The organism is Taklimakanibacter deserti, from assembly GCA_003574785.1.
On record QORU01000005.1, the window covers coordinates 123,817 to 146,811 of the forward strand.

The window sequence follows — 22,995 nt, forward strand, 5'->3', positions numbered from 1 at the left end:
GGATAGAGCGAACTCGCTGCAACAGGCCCTTCGAGGCCCGCCTTCGGCGGGCACCTCAGGGTGAGGGTGATAGAGCAGTAAGCACATGAACATCGTCTTCGAAGCGATCGCGGAAGACCGGCCGGGGCCGAAATGGCGGACGATCTATGACCGCCACTGGCATGCCTATAGCCGCTGGTTCATGCGCGACGGGCTGAAGGCGCGGCCCACTTATCTCGCGAGCCTCAGGGCCATTCGCCAACATATGCCGGAGCTTCTCCCCGCCTATGAGGCGGTGGCGGAAGCGGCAGGCGGCGGCGACCTCGAGGCCCGCTTTCTGTCGATGTGGTGCCCGCCCATGTATGTCGGCGGCTGCTCGCAGGCGATCAGCCTGGGCGGCGAGCCTGCCATCATCCGCAACTACGATTACAGTCCGAAGCTGCTCGAAGGCACCTGGCTCGCCTCGCGGCTCAATGGCAAGCGGGTGCTGGCGATGGTCGACTGCCTGTGGGGCGTGCTCGACGGCATCAACGAAGATGGACTGGCCGCCTCGCTCGCTTTCGGTGGCCGCACCGCGGTCGCCGAGGGTTTCGGCATCCCGATCGTCATGCGCTATGTGCTCGAATTCGCGTCGACCGTCGCCGAGGCGGCGAAGATCCTCGATCGCGTTCCCGTCCACATGTCTTATACGATAACGCTCCTCGACCGCAGCGGCCAACATGCCACGGTTTTCGTGGCGCCTGACCGTCCGACCGAGATTCTCGACCAGCGTGTCGCCACCAATCACCAGCATGAGGTCGAATGGCCGCGCCATGCGACGGCGACCCGCTCGCTCGAGCGCGCCGAAAGTCTGGAACAGGCGATGGTCGACGCGCCCGAGACCGAGGCGCTGCTCAAGGCCTTCCTGCGCCCGCCCGTCTTCCAGACGGCCTACGGACGCGGCTATGGTACGCTCTATACGGCGGTCTATCGGCCTGAAGATGCATCCGCCGAGCTCGTCTGGCCGGTGGCGCGCTGGCGCCAGTCTTCTGCTGCTTTCGCCGACGGCGCGCGCACCATTCGCTTTGCCGAAGGCAACGCGCCGGCGCGCCTGCGGCCGGCCAAGGGCATATCCATTCGTGGAGGCATCCTATGAAAGTGCTGGTCCTGGGCGGTGGCGTGGTGGGTGTCGCGGTCGCCTATTATCTCGGCCGCGACGGCCATGAGGTCGAAGTGATCGAGCGCAATAAAGAAGCGGCGAGCGAGACGAGCTATGGCAATGCCGGCCTCGTCTCGCCGGGTGACTCCTATGCCTGGGCCTCGCCCGCAGCACTCGCCGTCTTCATCAAGTCGCTCTACCGGCGCGATCTCGGCATCAAGGTCGGGATCAATCTCGATCCACGCTTCATCGCCTGGAGCTGGAAGTTCTTGTTCGAGTGCACGCATGCGCGCGCGCATATCAACACCTTGCGCAAGCTCAGGCTCGCTTTCTATTCCAAGACCTGCATCAACGAGATCCAGGCCCACACCAATGTCGCCTATGACGACGGCCGCAAGGGCATTCTTTATTTCTACCGCTCCGAGCAGAGCCTCGATGCCGGCGCCAAGCATATGCAGATCCTCGCCGACAACGGCCTCACCATCGAGAAGATCGACGCCACGCGCATGGTCGAGCTCGAGCCCGGCCTCGGATCGGCGGCGCATGAGATCGCCGGCGCCCTCTATTCACCCCTCGACCAAACGGGCGACAGCTGCAAATTCTCGCGCAACCTCGCCCAATGGTGCGAGAACAACCTCAGCGTGCGCTTCCGCTTCGGAACGAAAATCTTGGGCCTCGAAGCCGACGGCGATCGGGTGGCGGCTGTCGTCACCGACAAAGGCCGACTGACCGCGGATGCCATCGTGGTGGCCTTGGGACCGGAGACGCCGCTCATCACGCGCAGCATCGGGCTCGATATCCCGATCTATCCGGTGAAAGGCTATTCGGCCACCATCCCGCTTGCCGACCCGTCGCTCGGGCCCACCATGGGCGGGGTCGACGAGGATCGCCTCATCGCCTATTCCAGGCTCGGCGAAAGGCTCAGAGTCGCGAGCACCGCGGAATTCGCGGGCTACGACCGCAGCTACAAGCCGGTCGATTTCCGTCGCCTGCTGCAGACCGCGAAGGACCTCTTCCCGGGCTGCGTCGATGAGGCCAAGGCCGAATATTGGGCAGGCCTCAGGCCCATGACGCCGACCTCGGTGCCCATCCTCGGCCCCGCCCGCTATCGCAATCTCTTCCTCGATTGCGGCCATGGCCATGTCGGCTGGACCATGGCGGCAGGATCGGGGAAATTCGTCGCCGATCTCGTTTCCGGCCGCAAGCCGGAGATCGATACGGATGGCCTCCTTTATGTGAACTAGCTCCAATGCCTGGCCCGTACGTCACCATCGACCTCGAGAAGATCGAGAAGAATACCCGCACCGTCGTGTCCTGGTGCGAGAAGGCCGGCATTTCCATCTTCGGCGTCACCAAAGGCACCTGCGGCATGCCGCAAGTGGCGCGCGCCATGCTGCGCGGCGGCGTCAAGGGCTTGGGCGAATCGCGGCTCGAGAATATCCGCCGCCTGCGCGAGAGCGGCATCGAGGCGCCGGTCATGCTGCTGCGCAGCCCGCCGCTCTCCTTGATCGACGAGGTCGTCCGCTCGGTCGATATCAGCCTCAATTCCGAACTCGCCGTCATCCGCGAATTGTCGCGCGTCGCCGAGCGCATGGGCCGCATCCACGACATCATCCTGATGATCGATCTGGGCGACCTGCGCGAAGGCATCTGGCCCAACGATCTCGTGCCGACGGTCGAGCGGATCCTCGATTTGCCCGGCATCCGCATTGCCGGCCTCGGCACCAACCTCACCTGTTTCGGCGCCATCATCCCGACCGAGGTCAATCTCGGCCAGCTTGCCGATCTGGCCTCGACCGTGCGCGAGCGCTTCGAGCTCGACCTCACATACATATCGGGCGGCAATTCGAGCTCGCTGCCGCTGCTCCTGTCGGGCGGCGTGCCCAAGGGCATCAATCATTTGCGCATCGGCGAAGCGATCCTGCAAGGCGGGCGCGACACTTTCCTCGACAAGCCCAGAGCCGAACTCGACCGCGACGTCTTCCTGCTCTCCGGCGAATTGCTGGAAGTGAAGACGAAGCCGTCGATGCCCATTGGCGTTTCCGGCGTCGATGCCTTTGGTGGCCGCCCGGTGTTCAAGGACATCGGCGAGCGCCTGCGCGGCATCGTCAATATCGGCCGCGAGGACGCCAATATCGAAGGCCTGCTGCCGGTAACGCCGGGCGTCACGGTTCTGGGCGCCTCTAGCGACCATCTCATCCTCGATGTCTCCGATGCGGACCCTGAGCCCAAAGTAGGCGACAAGGTGAATTTCCATATGAGCTACGGCGCGCTCCTCGCCGCCATGACCTCGGAATATGTGGAGAAGGTGCCCATGTATGACCGCCACGCCGCCACCCCGGCATCGCGGGTGAGCATTTTTGCCGAAGCGCCTCTCTTATCGGCTCTGCATAACCACACGCTCGACGGCAGGCTCGCCAATATCGGCTATCATGTCGACCTGACGCCCGCGGTCGCCGCCGACCAGATCACGGCCGCCCTCGAACGCCGCGCCACACCACTGATCTTCGGCCACGATCACCGTGCGAGCTTCACCGGCATGACCGCGCTGGCGCAGGAGCTCGAGGCCTTCGGTCTCATCTGGTTCGATTCGGTGGCGAGCGCCCTGCCGCAGCCGGCGGGTGCGGAAGTCGAGAGCCAGTCGGTGCTCTATCGCGCGCTTGGGCTCGGCCGTGGCGATGGGGCACTGACGCCGAAGCTGTCGCCGGAGAATGTCGTCCTCATCGGGCTGCGTGAGACCGCGCCGGAAGAAGTCGAGCTCCTGACATCGTCACCGGTAAGAATCTTCACCATTGCCGACATCGATGCGCTCGGCATGCGCGAGGTGATGCGCCAGGCGGTGCAGATCGCCTCGGCGGGCATGCAGGGCTTCCATGTAAGCTACAATGCAGCAGTGACCGACATTCCGGGCTACCTGCCGGGATCCGGCGGCATCACCATCAGAGAGACCCATCAGGCGATGGAGGCGATCCACCAGAGCAAGGCGATGCGCGCCATGGACGTCACCGGCCTCGATCCCAAGGCCGAGACGCGTCTCGCGTCGGTGATCGTCCACTTCGCGCTCTCGGCCTTCGGCAAGCGGATATTGTGAGCTACCGCCCTTTCGCGCGCGGCAGGCTTTCCGTCTGATAGAGCGAGAGCTGGTGGCCGTCCGGGTCGTTGAACTCGGCCGACCAGCCGCCCGGCGCATGGCTCACCGGCGTCACGATGGTGGCGCCCTTGCCGGCCAATCCCACGACGACATCATCGATCAGTCCTTCCGCCAGACCGAAGACGATGATCGGCGTCGTGCCCGGCCGGCAGTCGCCTTTGAAGAAGACCAGTTCCACATTGCCTTCGATCGTCGCGAGCAGCCAATCATTGCCGCCGTCGTCGTCGCCCATGCGCTGGACATTGAGCCCCAGCACGTCGCGGTAGAAAACCTCTGTGCGGGCGATATCCGTCACATAGAAGCAGATAGCCCCGATCCGGCAGTTCTTGAGCATGGCGCACCTCTTGTAATGAGCTGACAGGGTCTAGTTGCCGTGAAGCCGCTCTTTGTGAGCACCGTCAGACGCAATTCCCACGATAAAAAGATGCCCGTCCGGATCATGGCTGCCGAGGTGAGACTTGCGGTCGCGCATCGCGGGCAGCAGGGCCCGGCGCACCGAACCAAAGGCGAAACCTTCGGCAAGGCCGGTGAATTCGGCCAGCGGTCCTTCGGGCTCCCGTGTCTGGAGCCTGCGCCGCAGCGCGGCAAGGCGCTGGCGCAGCGTCTCGTCCGAAATGCGCAGCAAGTGGCATATCTCGGCGCGATTGTGCCCGGTGAGAATGAGGAGCGCCACGATCCTGAGCGCAGAGCTGAGGCCGGCAACCGCCGGCCATGGCGGAGGCAGGTCCGCATTCTCCGGCTCGCGCCACGCAACCGCCTGAGCATCGCGGCGGCGGCGGCGGATCGAGCTGCGCGCATCCATGGCGGCACGCTTGCGCAATATGCCATTGAACCAGGCCGTTCCCTCGCGCCAGGGCAATCGGCCGGCGGCGACGGCCGCGATCAGCGCATCATGCAGCAGATCCTCGGCCTCGTCCTTGACCCGCGCGTGACGGCAGGCCAACCGCAGAAGCGACTGATACTGCGCAGGCGAGAGCGGCGGGCTCATTCCGCCCGATGGCACACGGCTTCGATATTGTTGTCGTCCGGATCGAAGACGAAGGCGCCGTAATAATCGGGATGATAATGCGGCCGGAGGCCCGGCCCGCCATTGTCGCGCCCGCCGGCGGCAAGTGCTTCAGCATAGAAGTCATCGACCGCCTTGCGGCTCGCGGCGACAAAAGCGACATGCTGGCCGCCTTTCGGCTTGTCGCCGGTGCCGATCCAGAAATAGGGCTTCTGCTCATCGCCAAAGCCGGCGGCGGCAACGTTGCCCGTCTGTTCCGGCGTGACCTCCATGACGACGCCGATGCCGAGCGGCTTCAGCGCCTTCTCGTAGAAGGCCTTGGCTTTCTCGTAATCGGCAACGGCTAAACCGACATGATCGAGCATGCTGTCCTCCTATTGTGGCAGCGGCGCGCCGGGTTTGGCGAGCTTGCGCAGATTATCCATGGCAAAATCACAATTATATGGCCCTTCGGCATAGGAGCCGATCGCATAGGCATCGAAGGTCACCGTCGCCTTGTCCTTCCAGAAATTCCAGTTCGCGAGCGACTGCAGATATTCGACGACGGTCTTCTCGCTATAGAGCGGATCATTCGCCGGGTCGAAATCCTCTCCCTCAAGCTTCTCTTTCTTTTGCGCCAGGATCTGCTTCACGCAATCGGCCTTGAGCGCCCCGATCGCCTTGTTGTCGAACAGGTCGCCGGTCTTCAGCGCGGCGCCGCGCGCAAGGTCGACGGTGATCCCTGAGGTGCCGCCATTGCCATGGGCGCCGCCGGTGAACGACCAGCTCTCCACCTTGGCCGAGATCAGGCTCGGCGATGCATAAGTAATAGCCATCGAAGCGACTGCGGCATAAGTCATGTCCTGGCGCGCCGCCTCGGCCTGGCGCTGTAGCGGCGCTTCCTTGGCAAGCTTGTTCACTTCCGCATTGAACAGTTTCTCGCCGCGCGATTTCGGCGTGACGAACCTGATGAGGGTATAGTCGACGTCATAGTGACGGGGATCGCCCTCTTGCTGGATGAAGACCGGCATCAGGCGCGATGCGGCGCCGGGCCCGCTTTCGGGCTCCGCCAGCAGCAGGCGGCGGCGCTCATCGGTATCGCTCAGGATGCAATTGGTGAGCTCAGCACCTTGCTGATAGCCGCAACTGCCTTCCCGGCTCTTGACCCACTTGCCTTGCGAGGCGCCGAGTGCCTTACGATCCGAACCGGTGAGAGCATTGCGCAGGCTCGCATAGGCGGCCGTCATCGCATCATCCGCCGCCTTGAGCTTTTGATCGGCGCAGATCGCCTTTTCGACGGAGCTTTGCGCCTTGCCGCAATCGAAGGCCGCGGCGGGCTGAATGAAAGCGAGCAGCAAAGGCGTGGAGAAAATCAGGCTCTTCAAGATCTTCATTGCATAAACCTTGTTCTTAGCGGCCCGGCCGGGGATCGATCGGGGTGATCCGGCCGAGGCCGAGCACGTCTTCCAGGAGCTTCGCTCCGGCGAGCAGACGGGCCTCGCCCCGGCAAGGCGCCACGACCTGGATGCCGACCGGCAGCCTCTCCCGCGTGAAGCCGGCCGGGATGGAGATGGCGGGCGAGGAGACATTGGTGATGGCATAGACGATGGCGAGCCAGTCGATATAGCTCGAGAAAGTTTGGCCGTCGCATTCGCCGACATAGCGCTGCTCGATCGGAAACGGCGCCACGATCGTCGTCGGGCACAACAAGAGATCGTAATGCCCGAAGAATTCGCGGGCACGCCTGAACATCGTTCCCCTCTGCATCTCGGCGCGGGCGACCTCAGCGACGCTGAGGGCGAGACCCTTCTCGATATTCCAGACGACGTCGGGCTTGAGCTTGTCGCGATGATTCTCGTAAAGCGGCTTCAAACCTGTGGCGTAAGCCAGCGCGCGCAGCACCTGGAAGCATTCATGCGCTTCCTTGAGATCCGGATGCGCCGCCTCGACGATGACGCCCGCCTCGCTGAGCTTGAAGGCGGCGCGCTCGACGATTTCCGCCACTTCCGGATCGACCGGGGTGATGCCGAGATCGCGGCTGAACGCGACCCGCTTCGGCTTTTCTCTGCTGCGCGCCGCGGCAAGATAGGAAATGTCTTCGCGCGGCAGCGACAAGGGATCGGCCGGATGGGCGCCGACCATCGCATCGAACAGCAGCGCCAGGTCTTCGACATTGCGCGCCATCGGTCCTTCGGCGCCGAGCGTGCCGTCGATCTTGCCATAGACGCTCGCCGCCACCCGTCCGGGCGACGGGCGCATGCCGGCTACGCCGCAGAAGCTCGCTGGGTTGCGCAAGGAGCCCCCCATGTCGGAGCCATGCGCCACCCAGGCCATGCCGGTGGCGAGCGCCACCGCAGCGCCGCCCGACGATCCCGCCGCCGAGCGGGTGAGATTCCACGGATTGAGCGTGCGCCCGAAGACCTCGTTGAAGGTATTAGCGCCGGCGCCGAATTCCGGCGTGTTCGACATCGCATAGACGATGCCGCCTTCCGCCTCGATATTCTCGACCAGTATGTCCGACTCTTTCGCAATGTGATCGGCGAAGATCGGCGAGCCCTGGGTCGAGCGTACGCCCTTGACATCGTTGAGGTCCTTGATCGGGATGGGCAGGCCCAAAAGCGTGCCGCGCTCGGCAACGGGTTTGCGCATAAGCGTCTTGGCATGGTCGCGCGCCCGCTCGAAGCACAGGGTCGGCAATGCGTTCACCGCCTTGTCGACGGCAGCGATGCGCGTCTCGAGCGCATCGAGGCAATCGAGCGGTGTTATCTCCTCGCTGCGCAACAACGAGACAATCTCATTGGCGGTCAATCGGACAAGATCGGTCATGGCAGCCCCTATTTATCAGAGGATTGAATCCATTTGCCGCTCAAGGTCAATGGAGGTAGAACGCCGCAGCATTGCACAGGAGACCAGAACATGAACGTCAAGGCATCGGCCAAGGGCCTCAACGAAGCTTGGGTTGAACGGCGCAGCAAGGCCGTTTCGCGCGGCGTCGGCATGGCCGCGCCGGTGATCGCAGCGCGCGCCGAGGATTCCGAATTGTGGGATATCGAAGGCCGCCGCTATATCGATTTCGGCGGCGGCATCGCCGTGCTCAATACCGGCCATCGCCATCCGGCCGTGATGAAGCGGGTGCAGGAGCAACTCAACGCCTTCACCCACACCTGCTTCATGGTCGCTCCTTACGCGCCTTTCATCGAGCTCGCCGAGAAGCTCAATGCCATCGCCCCGATCTCGGGCGAGAAGAAGAGCCTGTTCGTGACCACCGGCGCCGAAGCGGTGGAGAACGCCATCAAGATCGCGCGCGCCCATACCGGCCGCAGCGACATCATCTGTTTCCAGGGCGGTTTCCACGGCCGCACGCTGCTCACCATGGCGATGACCGGCAAGGTCGTCCCTTACAAGACGAAATTCGGCCCCTTCCCGGGCGGCGTGTGGCATGTGCCCTTCCCGGTCGCGCATAAGGGAGTGAGCGTCGAGGACACGATCCACGCCATCGAATGGCTGTTCAAGTCCGACGTCGAGCCCTCGCGGGTTGCGGCTATCGTCATCGAGCCGGTGCAGGGCGAAGGCGGCTTCTATATCGCGCCCAAGGAGCTGATGAAGGCCTTGCGCAAGATCTGCGACGATCACGGCATCGTCTTCATCGCGGACGAGATCCAGTCGGGCTTCGGGCGCACCGGCAAATGGTTCGCCATGGAGCATATGGGCGTCGAGCCCGATCTCATGACGGTCGCGAAATCGCTGGCCGGCGGCTTCCCGCTCGCGGGCGTTGTCGGCCGCGCCAAGATGATGGATGCGCCGGAGCCCGGCGGCCTTGGCGGCACCTATGCCGGCAACCCGGTCGCCTGCGCCGCCGCCCTTGGCGTGTTCGAGGCCTTCGAGCAGGACAAGCTCCTCGAGAAGGCGGAGAAGCAGGGCAACCTCATGGTCGAGCGCCTGAAGGCGATCAAGGCCAAGAACAAGGGCATGCCGATGGGCGACATCCGCGCTTTGGGCGCCATGGTCGCCTTCGAGCTCGTCACCGAGCGCGGCGGCGACAAGCCGGATGCGGCGGCGGTCAAGGCGCTGGTGGCAAAATGTCTCGAGCGCGGCCTGCTCATCCTGAGCTGCGGCGTCTATGGCGACACGGTCCGCCTCTTGACCCCGCTCACCGCTTCGGAAGCCATTATCAAGGAAGGCCTCGACATCCTCGAATCCGCCATTTTGGGGAACTAACGAACTGCCTGCTCAGGGGGCGACGGAATTACCTTCCGTCGCCCGTCTTTGAGACGAAAGCAGCTTCGGGAGACCCTTCATGCACCGCCGCCTGTTCCTGTCCGTACTTGCTTCGGGCCTGACGGCGGCTGCCTTTCCCGGCCTGGCCCAGGCGGCGAAGCAGAAGCGCCAACCCTATCAGGGCGCCGAATTGGTCTATCTCGACACCTATGAGCAGCCGGGCACGGTGATCGTCGATACGCATGCCCGCGCCCTCTACCATGTGTTGGAGGACGGCGAAGCGATCCGCTATGGCGTCGCCGTCGGCAAGGAAGGCTTTTCCTGGGCGGGCATCGCCCAGATCGGGCGCAAGACCGAATGGCCGCGCTGGACGCCGCCCGCCTCGATGATCAAGCGCAGGCCCGAGCTCGCCAAATTCGCCAATGGCATGCCGGGCGGCATACCGGACAACCCCTTGGGCGCCCGCGCCCTCTATCTCTTCGCCAATGGCCGCGACACGCTCTTCCGCATCCACGGCACCAACGAGCCGCAATCGATCGGCACCGCCGCCTCCTCGGGCTGCATCCGCATGCTGAATGACGAAGTGGTCGAGCTCTATGACCGCGTTTACATTGGCACCAAGGTCATTGTCCTCTAGCTGCAGCGCCGCGCCCCAGCTTGCCACGCCTCCGGCGCACCACCACATAAGGGGCGGAAAGCCTGTGGAGCATCCCATGCGAAAAGACTGGAAGCCCGTGCCTGCCGCCGATCTGCCGGACGGCCTTCTGCTGTTCGATGGGCTTTGCCATGTCTGCTCGGGCAGCGTGCGCTTTCTCCTCGAGCGCGATCATACGCAGCAATTCACTTATGTGCCCTGCCAGTCGCCGTGGGGAAACGAGATCATGGGGCGCTTCGGCATCGACCGTGATTTCGCCGAGAGCTTCGCTTTTGTCGACAAGGGGCAAATCCTGTTCAAATCGGATGCTGCCATCGCGGCGGCGAGCCGCCTTCGCGCCTGGCGCTGGATTTCTCTCTTGCGCTATGTGCCGCGGGCCTTGCGCGACTGGGCCTATGACATACTGGCGCGCAATCGTTACAACTGGTTCGGCAAGCGTGACACCTGCCTGGTTCTGCCGCCCGAGACGCGAGCGCGCTTTCTCACCGAAGCGCCATCGAAGCGCTGATCACACTTTCCGTCCCCAGGCCTGGAAGATGCGCGGCAGGGAGACGATCGTGTCGGGCCGGCGATTGAACTCCTCAATCTCGCGGCTGATCCAGGCGATCTCCTCCGCATTGGCGAGACCTTCCGCCTTGAGCCCGTCCGCGACCGCGGCGAAGGTGAGGACGGCGACATCTTTCGCCCCGTTTTTGCGCGAGAAGGGCTGGACCACGGTCGTCTCCACCTGGTCGAATCCAGCCTCTTCCAGAAGCAGGCTGAGCCGGCGTCCGATCGTAGGATCGCCGCCCCGCCGCCGCGACAGTGTCATATAAAGCTCGGCCGCCGTATCGAGTGACGCGCATTCGGGATAGGAGAAACGCCCCGAGAGATCGATGTCCTCCACCACGATCACGCCGCCTGGCTTGAGCGCCGCCATGGCCTCTCTGAGCAGTACCATCGGGTGGGGCAGATGGGTGAGGATGAAGCGCGCAAAGACCATGTCGGCATTCTTGACGGGCCATGACGCCGTTACGTCGCCGGCCTCAAATTTCACGTGAGTGATGGCTCGCGTCTCGGCCTCGGCCCGCGCCAGCGTGAGCTTCTCCTCGTCGAGATCGATCGCCGTCACATGCCCGTCACGTCCCACGAGGCGCGCCAGGGTGAATGTCACATCGCCGCCGCCGCAGCCGGCATCAACGACCGTAAACCCTTTGCGTAGGCCGGCGCGCTTGAGCAGCGCCTCGGTCGTAGGTTCGAGTATGCGCGCAATGACGGAAAGCCGGTTGCGTCCCTGCGCACCGCCCTTGATCGGATATGATTTCAGAGCCTTCGTGACCATGCCGAACCCCCTTTTCGACTTAGTTACGCTAAACCTGCTTCTGGTAATCCTTCACATCGGCGAAGGCGATCTTGGGCCAGCGCTCCTGCTCATATTGCAGGAGGAATTGGCTGCCCGCGAGGAACACCGGCGCCTTGTCGAGATCATGCGCCATGCCGGAGCGGTTCGCTTCGATGAAGCGCTCGAGCTCTTGCGGGTCGTCGGATGATATCCAGCGGCACACCGAGAAGCGCGGCGTCTCATAGGCGATCGGCAGGCCATATTCGCTGTTGAGGCGCTCGGCCAGCACATCGAGCTGTAAGGCGCCGACGACGCCCACCATCGCATTCGACCCGTCATAGGGCAGGAAGAGCTGAACCACGCCCTCTTCCGCCATCTGCTGCAGGGCCTCGCGCAGTTTCTTCGCCTTCATCGCATCCTGCAATTTGATGCGGCGCAGGATTTCCGGCGCGAAGCTCGGCACGCCGCGGAAGACGAGATCCTCGCCCTCGGTGAGGGTATCGCCGATGCGCAAGGTGCCGTGATTGGGAATGCCGACGACATCGCCGGCATAGGCCTCGTCCGCCAGCGCCCGGTCCTGGGCGAAGAAGAATTGCGGCGCCGACAGGCTCATCGGCTTTCCGGTGCGCACCAGCTTCACCTTCATGCCGCGCTCGAGCTTGCCGGAGCAGACGCGCAGGAAGGCGATGCGGTCGCGGTGATTGGGATCCATATTGGCCTGGATCTTGAACACGAAGCCCGTCATCTTGGGCTCGCCGGCTTCGACCATGCGGCTCGCCGCCTGCTGGTTGCGGGGCGACGGCGCATAGCTGCCTAGCCCGTTGATGAGGTCGCGCACGCCATAGTTTCGGAGCGCCGAGCCCCAGAAGACCGGCGTCAGATGGCCTTCGCGGAACGAGGCGAGATCGAAGGGTTTCGAAGCCTCGCGCGCCAGCAGCACTTCCTCCTGGAAGACCTTCGCCTCATCGGCAGGCAGAAGGCCTGTGACCGCGGGATCGTCGGGCCCCGAAACCGGCATCGGGACCTCCTCCTCGTCGAGGCCGCGCACCGTGTTGCGGGCGAGATCGTAAGTACCGGCGAAGCTGCGCGCCCGGCCGACCGGCCAGGTCATCGGCGTCACGTCGAGGGCGAGCGTCTTCTCGATCTCGTCCAGGAGATCGAAGGGATCGCGCGCCTCGCGGTCCATCTTGTTGATGAAGGTGACGATCGGGATGTCGCGCAGGCGGCAGACCTCGAACAGTTTGCGGGTGCGCGCCTCGATGCCTTTCGCGGCGTCGATCACCATGATGGCCGAATCGACCGCGGTCAGCGTGCGGTAGGTGTCCTCGGAGAAGTCGGCATGGCCCGGCGTGTCGAGCAGGTTGAAGACATGGCCGCCATATTCGAAGGTCATGACCGAGGTCACGACCGAGATGCCGCGCTGGCGCTCGATCGCCATCCAGTCGGAGCGCGTCGCGATGCGGTTCTTCTTGGCCTTGACCTCGCCCGCGAGCTGGATCGCGCCGCCGAACAGCAGCAATTTCTCGGTCAAGGTGGTCTTGCCGGCGTCGGGATGCGAGATGACGGCGAAAGTGCGTCGCCGCGCCGCCTCGGCCGATGCGGCGGATTTTTGCGTGATATCCATGATTTGGGCTCTGCTGCGGGGCCTCCTAGCACCTCAGACCTGCCATGCCAACCCTGCGTCGCATGGATCATTGCAGTGCAGCATGGACCGGGTTAATAAGACTCACCTGTGAGACCAAACAAGACCAATGGCTGAGACACATACCGACAAGCGGCCCTTGTCGCCGCATCTCCAGATCTACCGGCCGATGCTGACCATGATGATGTCCATCGTGCACCGCATCACCGGAGCCGGGCTCTATTTCGGCATCATCCTGCTCATCTGGTGGCTGCTCGCCGCCGCGATCTCAGCCGATTATTTTGCCATGGTGCAGGCCTTCTTCGGCCACTGGTTCGGCAAGCTGATCCTGTTCGGCTTCACCTGGGCGCTGCTCCATCACATGCTGGGCGGCCTGCGCCATCTCCTGTGGGACACCGGCCACGGCTTCGGCCTCACGACCATCGAATGGCTTGCCCGCGCCAATATCGCTCTGTCGATCCTGGGGACCATCGCATTGTGGCTCGGCGTCTATCTGGTGAGGGGCACATTATGAAGACACCGCTCGGCACCGTCTTGGGCCTGGGCTCCGCCAAGGCCGGCACCGAACATTGGTGGCTGCAGCGGGTCACGGCCATCGCCAATATCCCGCTCGTCATCTTCCTCGTCGTCTTCATCCTCTGGCATTTGGGCGCCGACCGCGCTCAGCTGATGGCGAGCGTCAAGCATCCGCTCATCGCCATCGCCCTCGTCATGTCCTTCCTCTCCATCCTCTGGCATATGCGCCTCGGCATGCAGGTCATCATCGAGGACTATGTCCATGGCGGCTGGCGCCTGCCCTGCCTCCTCGCCAATCTCTTCTTCACCGCCGCTCTGGGCATCGCCGCCCTTTACGCGATCCTCTCTCTCAGTTTCGGAGCCTGAGCGCATGGCCGCGCCCAAAACCAACGGATCAGCCGCGCCCAAATCCTTCTCGATCGGTGATCGCGCCTATCCCATCATCGATCACAGTTTCGATGTCATCGTCGTCGGCGCCGGCGGCTCGGGGCTCAGGGCAGCGCTCGGCGCCTCGCAGTCCGGCCTCAAGACCGCCTGCATCACTAAGGTCTTCCCCACCCGCTCGCACACCGTCGCGGCACAGGGCGGTATCGCCGCATCGCTCGGCAATATGGGACCCGACGACTGGCGCTGGCACATGTATGACACGGTCAAGGGCGCCGACTGGCTGGGCGACCAGGACGCCATCGAATATATGTGCCGCAACGCGCCGGTCGCCGTCTATGAGCTCGAGCATTTCGGCATGCCCTTCTCGCGCACCGAGGAAGGCAAGATCTATCAGCGGCCCTTCGGCGGCATGATGATGAATTTCGGCGAGGGCCCGCCGGTGCAGCGCACCTGCGCCGTCGCCGACCGCACCGGCCATGCCATGCTGCACACGCTCTATGGCCAGTCGCTGCGCTATTCGACCGAGTTCTTCATCGAGTATTTCGCCCTCGATCTCATCATGCAGGATGGCGCCTGCCGCGGCGTGATGGCGCTCAGCCTGGAAGACGGCTCGATCCATCGTTTCCGCGCGCATCGCACCATCCTCGCCACCGGCGGCTATGGCCGCGCTTATTTCTCCGCCACATCCGCCCATACCTGCACCGGCGACGGCAATGCCATGGTGCTGCGCGCCGGCCTGCCGCTGCAGGACATGGAATTCGTCCAGTTCCATCCGACCGGCGTCTATGGCGCGGGAGTCCTCATCACCGAAGGGGCGCGCGGCGAAGGCGGCTATGTCACGAATTCGGAAGGCGAGCGCTTCATGGAGCGCTATGCGCCTTCGGCCAAGGACCTGGCCTCGCGCGACGTCGTCTCCCGCTCCATGACCATCGAGATCCGCGAAGGCCGCGGCGTCGGGCCGGAGAAGGATCATATCCATCTCCATCTCGAGCATCTGGACGCCAGCATCCTGGAAGAGCGTCTTCCCGGCATCAGCGAGTCGGCCAAGATCTTCGCCGGCGTCGATGTCACGCGCGATCCGATCCCGATCGTGCCGACGGTCCACTATAATATGGGCGGCGTGCCTACCAACTATCACGGCCAGGCGCTGGCCGGTGACGGCAATGATCCCGAGAAGGTCGTGCAGGGACTCTATGCGGTGGGCGAGGCGGCATGCGTTTCCGTTCACGGCGCCAATCGGCTGGGCTCCAACTCGCTCATCGATCTCGTGGTCTTCGGCCGCGCCGCGGCCCACAAATGCGCCGAGGAGATCGAGCCCAACACACCCCATGCCGAGCTGCCGAAGGATGCGGGCGAGGCTACGGTCGCGCGGCTCGACCATTATCGCTTCGCCAATGGCGGAACGCCGACGGCCGAGCTGCGCTTGCGCATGCAGCGCACCATGCAGAGCAATTGCGCGGTGTTCCGCACCGGCGAGATCCTCAAGGAAGGGGTGAAGGTCATCGGCGAAGTGTGGCGCGCGACCGACGACATCAAGGTCACCGACCGCTCCCTGATCTGGAATTCCGATCTCGTCGAGACGCTCGAATATGACAATCTCATCGCGCAGGCGGCGGTGACGGTCGAAGGCGCGCTTGCCCGCCAGGAGAGCCGCGGCGCCCATGCGCGCGAGGACTTCCCCGAACGCGACGACAAGACCTGGATGAAGCACACGCTGTCCCGCACCGATGATGCCAAGCGCAAGGTGAGCCTCGACTACCGCCCGGTGCACACTTACACGCTCTCCAACGACATCGCCTATATCAAGCCGAAGGCGCGGGTTTACTAGGAGTCATGGAATAGATGGTCGCCTTCAGCCTTCCGCAGAATTCCAAGGTCGATGCCGGCAAGGTTTGGCCCGCGCCGCACAAGGGCGAGCTCAAGGAATTCCGCATCTATCGCTGGTCGCCGGACGATCACCAGAATCCGCGCCTCGACACTTATCATGTCGATCTCAAAACCTGTGGACCGATGGTCCTCGACGCCTTGATCAAGATCAAGAACGAGCAGGATGCCACGTTGACCTTCCGCCGCTCCTGCCGGGAAGGCATTTGCGGCTCCTGCGCCATGAATATCGACGGCACCAACACGCTCGCCTGCCTCAAGGCGATCCATGACGTGAAGGGACCGGTCAAGATCTATCCCTTGCCGCATATGCCGGTGGTCAAGGACCTCGTCCCCGACATGACCAAGTTCTACGCACAGCATCGCTCGATCGATCCCTGGCTCAAGACCACGACGCCGACGCCGCAGGCCGAATGGCGGCAGTCGCATGCCGACCGCGCGAAGCTCGACGGGCTCTATGAATGCATCCTGTGCGCCTGCTGCTCGACCTCATGCCCGAGCTATTGGTGGAACGGCGATCGCTATCTGGGCCCCGCTATCCTGCTCCAGGCCTATCGCTGGTTGATCGACAGCCGCGACGAGGCGACGGGCGAAAGGCTCGACAATCTGGAAGATCCGTTTAGGCTTTATCGCTGCCACACGATCATGAACTGCGCCAAGGCCTGCCCGAAGCATCTCAACCCCGCCAAGGCCATTGCCGAGATCAAGAAGATGATGGTGGAGCGCAGGCTCTAGCCGCCTTCTCGATCGATCGCCACAGTTGGGTGAATTCAGGGATTATCAGGGATTTTCAGGGAATTTTGTGAAAATCCGCGGCCGCTCCAAACATATCAACGAGTTAGTCCCGCAACAGGAATAAAGAGCAGGGAATTGAGCGACCCTTGTGCTTTTTCTGCTTTGAAGCGCAAACGCCCGGCTCCGGGAGTTGCAGATTCATCGATCCTGATATTTCCCAAATCCCACGCTTCCGCCCACGAAGTCAAGCGCTCACGATCTGCGGCAAGGTGACGAACCGGAAAGCCTCGCGACGCGTCGTGCGCGCGTCGCATCGACGGCCGACAATCAGACGCAATCGCTTAACGGGTCCTAAAGTCCAGTTGCAGCAGGGAGTTGCAAAGCGGGACGGGTTGCGGTTGAGTGCCTCTACGGCAAGGGGGAATCATCGATGCACATACTGATAGCGCTGGTCGGCATACTGGGCGTGGCGGCGGTCTGGTATTGGCGCCTCAAGGCCATCAAGGAGACGACCGATGATGTGACCGACATGGCGGGCCGCGCCTGGGGCAAGTGGAAGCGCTACAAATTCCGCAGGAAGGCCGAGGCAGCGCCGGTCGAGGCCGTCGATGATCCGGTGGCCGCCGCCGTCATCATGATGATGGCCATCGCTGCGGAAGAACGTCCGCTCACACAAACCGCCGAGACGGCGATCCGCGGTGAAGTGGTCAAGACCATGGGCATTGCCGATCCGACCGAGCTCATGGTCTTCGGCAAATGGGTGGCGTCGCATGTCGAGGACGCCAACAACGTGTCGCTGCGCTATGCGAAATTGTGGATGCGCGATCTGTCGCAAGGAGAGCGCGAGGATTTCCTGCGGATGGTCCGGCGCGTAGCGGCTGCCGACGGCGAGGTGACCGCGCGCCAGCAGCTCAAGATCGCCAAGCTCGCGGAGCGCTTGGGATTGAAGTGAATAGAGCATGATCCGGAAAAGTGGGCACCGGTTTTCCGAAAAGATCATGCGCAAAAAAAGCTAAAGCGCGATGGCGACTCGATGTAAAGCCATCGCGCTTTAGCCGACGACGCGCCAGCTGCCGTCGGCCATCTCGCAGGCCGTGCCTTCGATCAGCTCCGGCTCGCCGTCGACCCAGATCGTGTGCTCGAAATCGCGGCACATGCGGTCGTCGTCGTCGCGATAGGACCGGCGCGGCTTGAAGCGGCCGCGATGGCCGGAGCGCGGATTGTCCCAATAGGTCTCGCGTCCCGTTTCGAAGGACCGGTTGGCGGCGTAATAAGCCCGCTCGCGGTCGGTATCGTCGAGATTGCGGCCGACCGCCCCGCCGACGACGGCGCCGAGCGCCGCACCCAGAATGGTCGCCGCCGCGCGCCCCTTGCCATGGCCGATCGTATTGCCGAGAAGACCGCCCGCGACACCGCCGATGACCGCACCGCCGGTTTCCTTGGGGCCGGCATCGGCGGCACAGCCGGCCAGTAAAAGACCGGCTATAGTGACGATGGCGACAGACTTGGATTGCATTCGACTTCCCCAGCATTCTAAAGATGCCCATCCCGTTGGGCGCATATCTGCTTAGGATTGGGCGGTGGCGGCAACAGGGGCGAAATGTGGTAAGTCTTAGGCAGAGTTGGACAAAGTTAAACAAATGTCACTGAGCGATCTCCCGACCCTGATGGCGGCCCAGGGCTTTACCGAGCGTGAAGAGCCGATCTCGCTTTTCGAGGAATGGCTCAAGGATGCCGGCAAGACCGAGCCCAATGATGCCAATGCGATGGCGCTCGCCACCGTCGATGAGGAGGGCCTGCCCAATGTGCGCATGGTGCTGCTCAAAGGCGTCGATGGAAGGGGCTTCGTCTTCTACACGAATTACGAAAGCCAGAAGGGTCAGGAGCTGCTGTCGGCCCAGAAAGCGGCGCTGTGCTTCCACTGGAAATCGCTGCGCCGCCAAGTCAGGATCCGCGGGCCCGTCGAGACGGTGAGCGATGCCGAGGCCGACGCCTATTTCTCCTCGCGCCCGCGCGACAGCCGCATCGGCGCCTGGGCCTCGCAGCAGTCGCGGCCGCTGAAAGGACGTTTCGAGCTCGAGACGGCGGTCGCCATGTATGGGGCGCGCTACGCCATTGGCGAGGTGCCGCGCCCGCCCTACTGGTCGGGCTTTCGCTTGCGGCCCATCTCAATCGAATTCTGGCATGACCGGCCCTTTCGCCTTCACGACCGCGTCGTCTTCCGCCGCGAGTCACCGGAGGGCGCCTGGACCAAAACCCGTCTCTATCCTTGAGCAGGACGCATGACGACGCCCCCTGACAATGAACGCAAGACCTTGATCCTGACCGGCGCGTCGCGCGGCATCGGCCATGCGACGGCGAAACGCTTCTCGACCGCCGGCTGGCGGGCGATCACCGTGTCGCGCCATCCCTTCCCGGAAGACTGTCCCTGGGATGCGGGGCCTGAGGATCATATCCAGGTCGATCTCGCCGATCCGCAAGCGCTGGCCGAAGCCATTCTCCAGATGAAGGAGCGTCTGAAGGCGCAAGGCTCGCGCCTCCACGCCCTCATCAACAACGCGGCCATCTCGCCGAAGAAGCCGGGCGGCGCCCGGCTGAACTCCATCGAGACGGACGAGGAGGACTGGAAGACCGTCTTCCAGGTCAATTTCTACGCGCCGATCATGCTGGCGCGGGGCTTGATCGATGAATTGGCGCGCGCCAAGGGAGCGGTCGTCAATGTCACCTCGATCGCGGGCTCGCGCGTCCATCCTTTCGCCGGTGCGGCCTATGCGACATCGAAGGCAGCGCTTGCCGCGCTCACGCGCGAGATGGCCGGCGATTTCGGTCCCTTCGGCGTGCGCGTCAACGCCATCTCGCCGGGCGAGATCGAAACCTCGATCCTCTCGCCCGGCACCGAGAAGATCGTGGCGCAGATCCCGCTGCATCGCCTGGGCCAGCCCGAGGAAGTGGCGAAGTCGATCTATTTCCTGTGCACCGACGCGTCGAGCTATGTGACGGGCGCCGAGCTTCACATCAATGGCGGCCAGCATGTCTAATTCCAAGCTCCGGCCGGAGACGGTCGCAGCGCACTCGCTCAAGGCCATTGACGAAGCGACGGGCGCGATCACACCACCGCTCCACATGTCGTCGACCTATGCGCGCGACGAGAGCTACACGCCCAAGCTCAAGGAAAACTACATCCGCGGCGGCAGCCCCACTTTGTGGCATGCCGAAGAGGCGCTCGCGGCCCTCGAGCAAGGCGAGGCGGCATTGCTTTTTGCGTCCGGCATGGCGGCGATCACCACCTTGCTCGAGACCGTGCCCATGGGCGGCCATGTCGCCGCCCCCGATGTCATGTATTACGGCACGCGCGACTGGCTGAAGCGGCTCGAAGCCAAGGGACGCATCGCGCTCACTCTGTTCGATCCCACCGACGCATCCGCCATTGCGGGCGCAATCCGCAAGGGCAAGACCAATCTCGTCTGGATCGAGACGCCGCTCAATCCGACCTGGGACGTGATCGACATCGCCAAGACCGCGAAACTCGCCCATGACGCTGGCGCCATCCTCGCCGTCGATGCGACGGCGAGTGCGGCCGTCACCACCAGGCCCCTGATGCTCGGCGCCGACATCGTCTTTCATTCGGCGACGAAATATCTCAACGGTCATTCCGATGTGCTTGCCGGCGTGCTCATCACCAGGCAGGTGAATGCCCGCTGGGAAGAGATCGAGCTGTTGCGCACCAAGATCGGGGCGCCGCTGGCGCCTTTCGAGGCCTGGCTGCTCATTCGCGGCCTGCGCACGCTCTTCGTGCGCTATCGCCAGGCTTCCGCCAATGCGCTCAGCCTAGCGCAGCATTTCGAGAAGCATCCGAGGATCGAGCGGGTTCTCTATCCGGGCCTTGCGTCGCATAGAGGCCACGACATAGCCCTTCGGCAGATGACCGACGGCTTCGGCGGCATGCTCTCGCTTCTGGTCAAGGGCGGAGCCGCCGATGCGGTCAAGGTGTGCACGCGCCTCAAGGTCATCCTGCCGGCGACCTCGCTCGGCGGGGTGGAGAGCCTGGCCGAGCACAGGAAGACGGTGGAGGGACCGACGAGCCCGGTGCCCGACAACCTCATCCGGCTCTCCATCGGCATCGAGCATGCCGACGACCTCATAGCAGACATCGAGCAGGCGCTGGGCTGACGCTGCCCTCGCCTATACCCCCACTGGTAACCTTTATCTCCCCTCCCCATATGCTTTGGCGGAGAACTCTCATGCTCGATCTCGATGGACAGGGCCAGGCCCTGCCGGAGGTCACCCCTCAGGTGACCGACGGCGAATTGCTCGATGCTTATTCAACGGCGGTGATCGGTGCGGTCGACAAGGCCGGGCCGTCCGTCGTCCATATTGCCGTGAAGAACGGTCAGGGCCGCCAGGGCGGCGGCTCGGGCTTCGTCGTGTCTTCCGACGGCCTCATCTTCACCAACAGCCATGTCGTCTCGGGCGCCAAGACCATCATGGTCGGCACCGCCGACGGCCATCGCGCCGCCGCGCGCATCATCGGCGAGGATCCCGACAGCGATATCGCCGTGATCCGCACCGACGAGAATCTCGCCGCGGCGCCGCTGATCCTGCATGATTCCAAGGCGATCAAGCGCGGCCAGCTCGCCATCGCCATCGGCAACCCGCTGGGCTTCGAGCAGACGGTGACGACCGGCGTCATCAGCGCCATCGGCCGTTCCTTGCGGGCCTCGACCGGCCGCCTGATCGACGACGTGATCCAGACCGATGCGGCGCTCAATCCCGGCAATTCCGGCGGTCCGCTGGTCGATTCGAGAGGCCGCGTCATCGGCGTCAACACCGCCGTCATCCTGGGCGCCCAGGGCATCTGCTTCTCGGTCGCCAGCAACACGGCACTCTATGTGCTGAGCCAGATTCTGCAGCATGGCCGCGTGCGCCGCGCCGCGATCGGCGTCGAGGGCCAGCAGAGCGTGGTGCCGCGCCACATCGCGCGCCATGCCGGCGTCACCCAGGAGATGGGTGTCAGGGTAATGAAGGTGGTCGACAAGAGTCCCGCCGATGACGGCGGCATCAAGTCGGGCGATCTCATCATCGCCATCGACGGCCATGCCGTCTCAGGCGTCGACGATCTGTTGCGGCTCCTCAATCATGAGCGCGTCGGCCACGAAACGCGTGTCACGGTGCTGCGCCGCGGCGAATTGCGCGAGCGCTTCATCGTGCCGGTGGAACGGCGCTAAAGCCGCCTTCACCGGGCCTTGCCATATCGCCGGCGATACAGTTCGCGCACCTCGTCCTCGACTTCCGGCACCGGCCCCTCGACCTTTACCTTGGGAGCGATCTCCGCGATCGGTAGTTGCCGGACGGCGAAGTCATCGCTGATGCCGAGATCCGCCAGCCAGTCGATGAACTGGCGCGAGGACACCGCATAGACGATACGGCCGAGCCCCACCAAACCATGCGCCGCCGCGCACATCGGGCAATGCTCCCCCGATGTGTAAACGGTGGCCCTGGCACGTTCGGCCGGCGTCATGTGCTCACCGGCCCAGCGCGCCAGGTCGAACTCGGGATGCCGCGTTGCATCACCGCCCGACGTGCGATTACGGTCTTCAGCGAGGACCTTGCCATCTCCTGAGACAAGCACGGAACCGAAAGGCGCATCACCCGCTTCCAGCGCCTCGCGCGCCAGCTCGACGGCCCGGCGGATATGCTTGAGATCGGTCGCATCCGTCATCAATAAAGTCCGGTCTTGTACTCTTCCTGGATCTCCGCTTCGACCTTGTCGGATTCCTGGTGATCCACTTCGCAGGCGCGCGCCTGCTCCATCACCATGTGGGCGAGGCCGGGCAGGAAGCCGCGATCCACATGCGCGCTCTGATCCCACAATTTCGAGCGCCGGAACGCCTTGGCGCAGTGGAAGAACACCTCTTCCACTTTCACCTTGATGCCGAGCCTGGGCGGGCGGCCATTGACGGCGGCGGGGGCGAGCTCCGCCGGATCGTCGATGATCTCCGCCTTGCCGTTGACCCTCAGCGTGTCGTCGATGCCCGGGATGAGGAACAGGATGCCGACTTGCGGATTGGCGATGATGTTCTGCATCGTGTCGACCCGGTTGTTGCCGGGCCGGTCCGGGATGATGAGCGTATGGTCGTCGACGATGCGCACGAAGCCCGGCGGGTCGCCGCGCGGCGAGACATCGGCATGGCCATGCTCGTCGGCCGTGCCGATGCACAGGAAGGGCGAGCGCTCGATATAGGTCCTGGCATATTTGTCGAGCCGGGTGAGGGTCTTCTTGGCGGCGAGCTCGCCCACCGCGCCCATTTTCGACCTGAGAACGCTCTTCTCCTCGATCCGGCTCATGCCGCTCCCCTCTCATTATTTGGAGCGTTTCCTTATCGC

The 22,995-nt window shown here is 63.8% G+C and carries 25 protein-coding genes; 15 read left to right on the top strand and 10 right to left on the bottom strand.

Features of this window, described 5'->3' with window-relative positions; genetic code table 11:
• Positions 1–85: 85 nt before the first annotated feature.
• From DS839_RS11565 to DS839_RS11575, 3 genes are read left to right on the top strand one after another with little or no spacing between them, the layout of a single operon-like run.
• Entirely contained in the window at positions 86–1,114 is a 1,029-nt protein-coding gene (locus tag DS839_RS11565; RefSeq protein WP_119270485.1) for a C45 family autoproteolytic acyltransferase/hydrolase, read from the top strand.
• Positions 1,111–2,361 carry a D-amino acid dehydrogenase gene (locus tag DS839_RS11570; RefSeq protein ID WP_119270486.1) on the top strand — a complete coding sequence of 417 codons (1,251 nt, stop codon included), beginning with the start codon at positions 1,111–1,113 and terminating at the stop codon, positions 2,359–2,361. Before DS839_RS11565 ends, DS839_RS11570 begins: the two co-directional genes overlap by 4 nt.
• Positions 2,362–2,366: 5 nt before the next feature.
• A complete protein-coding gene (locus tag DS839_RS11575) occupies positions 2,367–4,208 on the top strand; it encodes an alanine racemase (RefSeq protein WP_119270487.1) in 1,842 nt (613 codons plus the stop codon).
• A gap of 1 nt (position 4,209) precedes the next feature.
• Here DS839_RS11575 and DS839_RS11580 read toward each other — a convergent pair whose 3' ends face one another.
• Genes DS839_RS11580 through DS839_RS11600 form a run of 5 tightly spaced genes read right to left on the bottom strand, consistent with a single transcriptional unit; the run spans position 4,210 to position 8,079 of the window.
• Entirely contained in the window at positions 4,210–4,602 is a 393-nt protein-coding gene (locus DS839_RS11580; protein ID WP_119270488.1) for a VOC family protein, read from the bottom strand.
• Positions 4,603–4,632: 30 nt separating this feature from the next.
• Complete coding sequence (locus DS839_RS11585; RefSeq protein ID WP_119270489.1) at positions 4,633–5,256, bottom strand: RNA polymerase sigma factor; 624 nt, start codon at positions 5,254–5,256, stop codon at positions 4,633–4,635.
• Positions 5,253–5,639, bottom strand: coding sequence for a VOC family protein (locus DS839_RS11590; protein ID WP_119270490.1), 387 nt, complete (start codon positions 5,637–5,639; stop codon positions 5,253–5,255). Before DS839_RS11590 ends, DS839_RS11585 begins: the two co-directional genes overlap by 4 nt.
• 9 nt (positions 5,640–5,648) lie before the next feature.
• A complete protein-coding gene (locus DS839_RS11595) occupies positions 5,649–6,647 on the bottom strand; it encodes a lysozyme inhibitor LprI family protein (RefSeq protein ID WP_119270491.1) in 999 nt (332 codons plus the stop codon).
• A 16-nt stretch (positions 6,648–6,663) separates the two neighbouring features.
• Entirely contained in the window at positions 6,664–8,079 is a 1,416-nt protein-coding gene (locus tag DS839_RS11600; protein WP_119270492.1) for an amidase, read from the bottom strand.
• 90 nt (positions 8,080–8,169) lie between these two features.
• Between DS839_RS11600 and gabT the strand changes: the two genes are divergently transcribed.
• The 3 genes from gabT to DS839_RS11615 all read left to right on the top strand — a co-directional run bounded on the left by gabT (position 8,170) and on the right by DS839_RS11615 (position 10,634).
• Complete coding sequence (gene gabT / locus DS839_RS11605) at positions 8,170–9,471, top strand: 4-aminobutyrate--2-oxoglutarate transaminase (RefSeq protein WP_119270493.1); 1,302 nt, start codon at positions 8,170–8,172, stop codon at positions 9,469–9,471.
• 79 nt (positions 9,472–9,550) lie between these two features.
• Positions 9,551–10,108, top strand: a complete 558-nt coding sequence (locus tag DS839_RS11610) for a L,D-transpeptidase (RefSeq protein WP_119270494.1) — start codon at positions 9,551–9,553, stop codon at positions 10,106–10,108.
• Positions 10,109–10,184: 76 nt separating this feature from the next.
• Positions 10,185–10,634 (top strand): thiol-disulfide oxidoreductase DCC family protein, encoded by a 450-nt coding sequence (locus DS839_RS11615; RefSeq protein ID WP_162918456.1) that lies wholly within the window; start codon positions 10,185–10,187, stop codon positions 10,632–10,634.
• Here the strand turns inward: DS839_RS11615 and DS839_RS11620 are convergent, their stop codons facing one another.
• Complete coding sequence (locus DS839_RS11620; RefSeq protein ID WP_119270496.1) at positions 10,635–11,447, bottom strand: class I SAM-dependent methyltransferase; 813 nt, start codon at positions 11,445–11,447, stop codon at positions 10,635–10,637. It lies immediately after the preceding gene.
• A gap of 28 nt (positions 11,448–11,475) precedes the next feature.
• Positions 11,476–13,071: a peptide chain release factor 3 gene (locus tag DS839_RS11625; protein WP_119270497.1), complete on the bottom strand. Its 1,596-nt coding sequence runs from the start codon at positions 13,069–13,071 to the stop codon at positions 11,476–11,478.
• Positions 13,072–13,198: 127 nt separating this feature from the next.
• On the opposite strand from DS839_RS11625, the gene sdhC reads away from it, so the two are divergent.
• The 5 genes from sdhC (at position 13,199) to DS839_RS11650 (ending at position 17,563) form a co-directional block, all read left to right on the top strand.
• Entirely contained in the window at positions 13,199–13,603 is a 405-nt protein-coding gene (sdhC, locus tag DS839_RS11630; RefSeq protein ID WP_119270498.1) for a succinate dehydrogenase, cytochrome b556 subunit, read from the top strand.
• On the top strand, positions 13,600–13,971 hold the full coding sequence (gene sdhD / locus DS839_RS11635; RefSeq protein ID WP_119270499.1) for a succinate dehydrogenase, hydrophobic membrane anchor protein: 372 nt from the start codon (positions 13,600–13,602) through the stop codon (positions 13,969–13,971). Before sdhC ends, sdhD begins: the two co-directional genes overlap by 4 nt.
• Positions 13,972–13,975: 4 nt before the next feature.
• A complete protein-coding gene (sdhA, locus tag DS839_RS11640; RefSeq protein ID WP_162918457.1) occupies positions 13,976–15,820 on the top strand; it encodes a succinate dehydrogenase flavoprotein subunit in 1,845 nt (614 codons plus the stop codon).
• Between the two features lie 14 nt (positions 15,821–15,834).
• Complete coding sequence (locus tag DS839_RS11645; protein ID WP_119270501.1) at positions 15,835–16,611, top strand: succinate dehydrogenase iron-sulfur subunit; 777 nt, start codon at positions 15,835–15,837, stop codon at positions 16,609–16,611.
• Between the two features lie 430 nt (positions 16,612–17,041).
• Positions 17,042–17,563 (top strand): hypothetical protein, encoded by a 522-nt coding sequence (locus DS839_RS11650; RefSeq protein ID WP_119270502.1) that lies wholly within the window; start codon positions 17,042–17,044, stop codon positions 17,561–17,563.
• Positions 17,564–17,662: 99 nt separating this feature from the next.
• On the opposite strand, the gene DS839_RS11655 is transcribed toward DS839_RS11650, so the two are convergent.
• Positions 17,663–18,127 carry an RT0821/Lpp0805 family surface protein gene (locus tag DS839_RS11655; RefSeq protein ID WP_162918458.1) on the bottom strand — a complete coding sequence of 155 codons (465 nt, stop codon included), beginning with the start codon at positions 18,125–18,127 and terminating at the stop codon, positions 17,663–17,665.
• Positions 18,128–18,278: 151 nt separating this feature from the next.
• Between DS839_RS11655 and pdxH the strand changes: the two genes are divergently transcribed.
• The 4 genes from pdxH (at position 18,279) to DS839_RS11675 (ending at position 21,836) form a co-directional block, all read left to right on the top strand.
• Positions 18,279–18,884, top strand: coding sequence for a pyridoxamine 5'-phosphate oxidase (pdxH, locus tag DS839_RS11660; RefSeq protein WP_438816516.1), 606 nt, complete (start codon positions 18,279–18,281; stop codon positions 18,882–18,884).
• A gap of 9 nt (positions 18,885–18,893) precedes the next feature.
• Positions 18,894–19,649, top strand: coding sequence for an SDR family NAD(P)-dependent oxidoreductase (locus tag DS839_RS11665; protein WP_119270505.1), 756 nt, complete (start codon positions 18,894–18,896; stop codon positions 19,647–19,649).
• Positions 19,642–20,781 carry a trans-sulfuration enzyme family protein gene (locus DS839_RS11670; RefSeq protein WP_119270799.1) on the top strand — a complete coding sequence of 380 codons (1,140 nt, stop codon included), beginning with the start codon at positions 19,642–19,644 and terminating at the stop codon, positions 20,779–20,781. The genes DS839_RS11665 and DS839_RS11670 overlap by 8 nt, the downstream gene beginning before the upstream one ends.
• A 71-nt stretch (positions 20,782–20,852) precedes the next feature.
• A complete protein-coding gene (locus tag DS839_RS11675; RefSeq protein WP_119270506.1) occupies positions 20,853–21,836 on the top strand; it encodes a S1C family serine protease in 984 nt (327 codons plus the stop codon).
• Positions 21,837–21,844: 8 nt separating this feature from the next.
• Here DS839_RS11675 and DS839_RS11680 read toward each other — a convergent pair whose 3' ends face one another.
• Positions 21,845–22,330, bottom strand: coding sequence for a nucleoside deaminase (locus tag DS839_RS11680; protein WP_119270507.1), 486 nt, complete (start codon positions 22,328–22,330; stop codon positions 21,845–21,847).
• A complete protein-coding gene (locus DS839_RS11685) occupies positions 22,330–22,956 on the bottom strand; it encodes a pyridoxamine 5'-phosphate oxidase family protein (protein ID WP_119270508.1) in 627 nt (208 codons plus the stop codon). The genes DS839_RS11680 and DS839_RS11685 overlap by 1 nt, the downstream gene beginning before the upstream one ends.
• Between the last annotated feature and the right edge of the window lie 39 nt (positions 22,957–22,995).

Bases quoted from the DNA above. Each gene is read 5' to 3' on its own strand.
- DS839_RS11565 (WP_119270485.1), top strand. From the start codon at position 86: ATGAACATCGTCTTCGAAGCGATCGCGGAAGACCGGCCGGGGCCGAAA.
- DS839_RS11570 (WP_119270486.1), top strand. From the start codon at position 1,111: ATGAAAGTGCTGGTCCTGGGCGGTGGCGTGGTGGGTGTCGCGGTCGCC.
- DS839_RS11575 (WP_119270487.1), top strand. From the start codon at position 2,367: ATGCCTGGCCCGTACGTCACCATCGACCTCGAGAAGATCGAGAAGAAT.
- DS839_RS11580 (WP_119270488.1), bottom strand. From the start codon at position 4,602: ATGCTCAAGAACTGCCGGATCGGGGCTATCTGCTTCTATGTGACGGAT.
- DS839_RS11585 (WP_119270489.1), bottom strand. From the start codon at position 5,256: ATGAGCCCGCCGCTCTCGCCTGCGCAGTATCAGTCGCTTCTGCGGTTG.
- DS839_RS11590 (WP_119270490.1), bottom strand. From the start codon at position 5,639: ATGCTCGATCATGTCGGTTTAGCCGTTGCCGATTACGAGAAAGCCAAG.
- DS839_RS11595 (WP_119270491.1), bottom strand. From the start codon at position 6,647: ATGAAGATCTTGAAGAGCCTGATTTTCTCCACGCCTTTGCTGCTCGCT.
- DS839_RS11600 (WP_119270492.1), bottom strand. From the start codon at position 8,079: ATGACCGATCTTGTCCGATTGACCGCCAATGAGATTGTCTCGTTGTTG.
- gabT (WP_119270493.1), top strand. From the start codon at position 8,170: ATGAACGTCAAGGCATCGGCCAAGGGCCTCAACGAAGCTTGGGTTGAA.
- DS839_RS11610 (WP_119270494.1), top strand. From the start codon at position 9,551: ATGCACCGCCGCCTGTTCCTGTCCGTACTTGCTTCGGGCCTGACGGCG.
- DS839_RS11615 (WP_162918456.1), top strand. From the start codon at position 10,185: ATGCGAAAAGACTGGAAGCCCGTGCCTGCCGCCGATCTGCCGGACGGC.
- DS839_RS11620 (WP_119270496.1), bottom strand. From the start codon at position 11,447: ATGGTCACGAAGGCTCTGAAATCATATCCGATCAAGGGCGGTGCGCAG.
- DS839_RS11625 (WP_119270497.1), bottom strand. From the start codon at position 13,071: ATGGATATCACGCAAAAATCCGCCGCATCGGCCGAGGCGGCGCGGCGA.
- sdhC (WP_119270498.1), top strand. From the start codon at position 13,199: ATGGCTGAGACACATACCGACAAGCGGCCCTTGTCGCCGCATCTCCAG.
- sdhD (WP_119270499.1), top strand. From the start codon at position 13,600: ATGAAGACACCGCTCGGCACCGTCTTGGGCCTGGGCTCCGCCAAGGCC.
- sdhA (WP_162918457.1), top strand. From the start codon at position 13,976: ATGGCCGCGCCCAAAACCAACGGATCAGCCGCGCCCAAATCCTTCTCG.
- DS839_RS11645 (WP_119270501.1), top strand. From the start codon at position 15,835: ATGGTCGCCTTCAGCCTTCCGCAGAATTCCAAGGTCGATGCCGGCAAG.
- DS839_RS11650 (WP_119270502.1), top strand. From the start codon at position 17,042: ATGCACATACTGATAGCGCTGGTCGGCATACTGGGCGTGGCGGCGGTC.
- DS839_RS11655 (WP_162918458.1), bottom strand. From the start codon at position 18,127: ATGCAATCCAAGTCTGTCGCCATCGTCACTATAGCCGGTCTTTTACTG.
- pdxH (WP_438816516.1), top strand. From the start codon at position 18,279: ATGGCGGCCCAGGGCTTTACCGAGCGTGAAGAGCCGATCTCGCTTTTC.
- DS839_RS11665 (WP_119270505.1), top strand. From the start codon at position 18,894: ATGACGACGCCCCCTGACAATGAACGCAAGACCTTGATCCTGACCGGC.
- DS839_RS11670 (WP_119270799.1), top strand. From the start codon at position 19,642: ATGTCTAATTCCAAGCTCCGGCCGGAGACGGTCGCAGCGCACTCGCTC.
- DS839_RS11675 (WP_119270506.1), top strand. From the start codon at position 20,853: ATGCTCGATCTCGATGGACAGGGCCAGGCCCTGCCGGAGGTCACCCCT.
- DS839_RS11680 (WP_119270507.1), bottom strand. From the start codon at position 22,330: ATGACGGATGCGACCGATCTCAAGCATATCCGCCGGGCCGTCGAGCTG.
- DS839_RS11685 (WP_119270508.1), bottom strand. From the start codon at position 22,956: ATGAGCCGGATCGAGGAGAAGAGCGTTCTCAGGTCGAAAATGGGCGCG.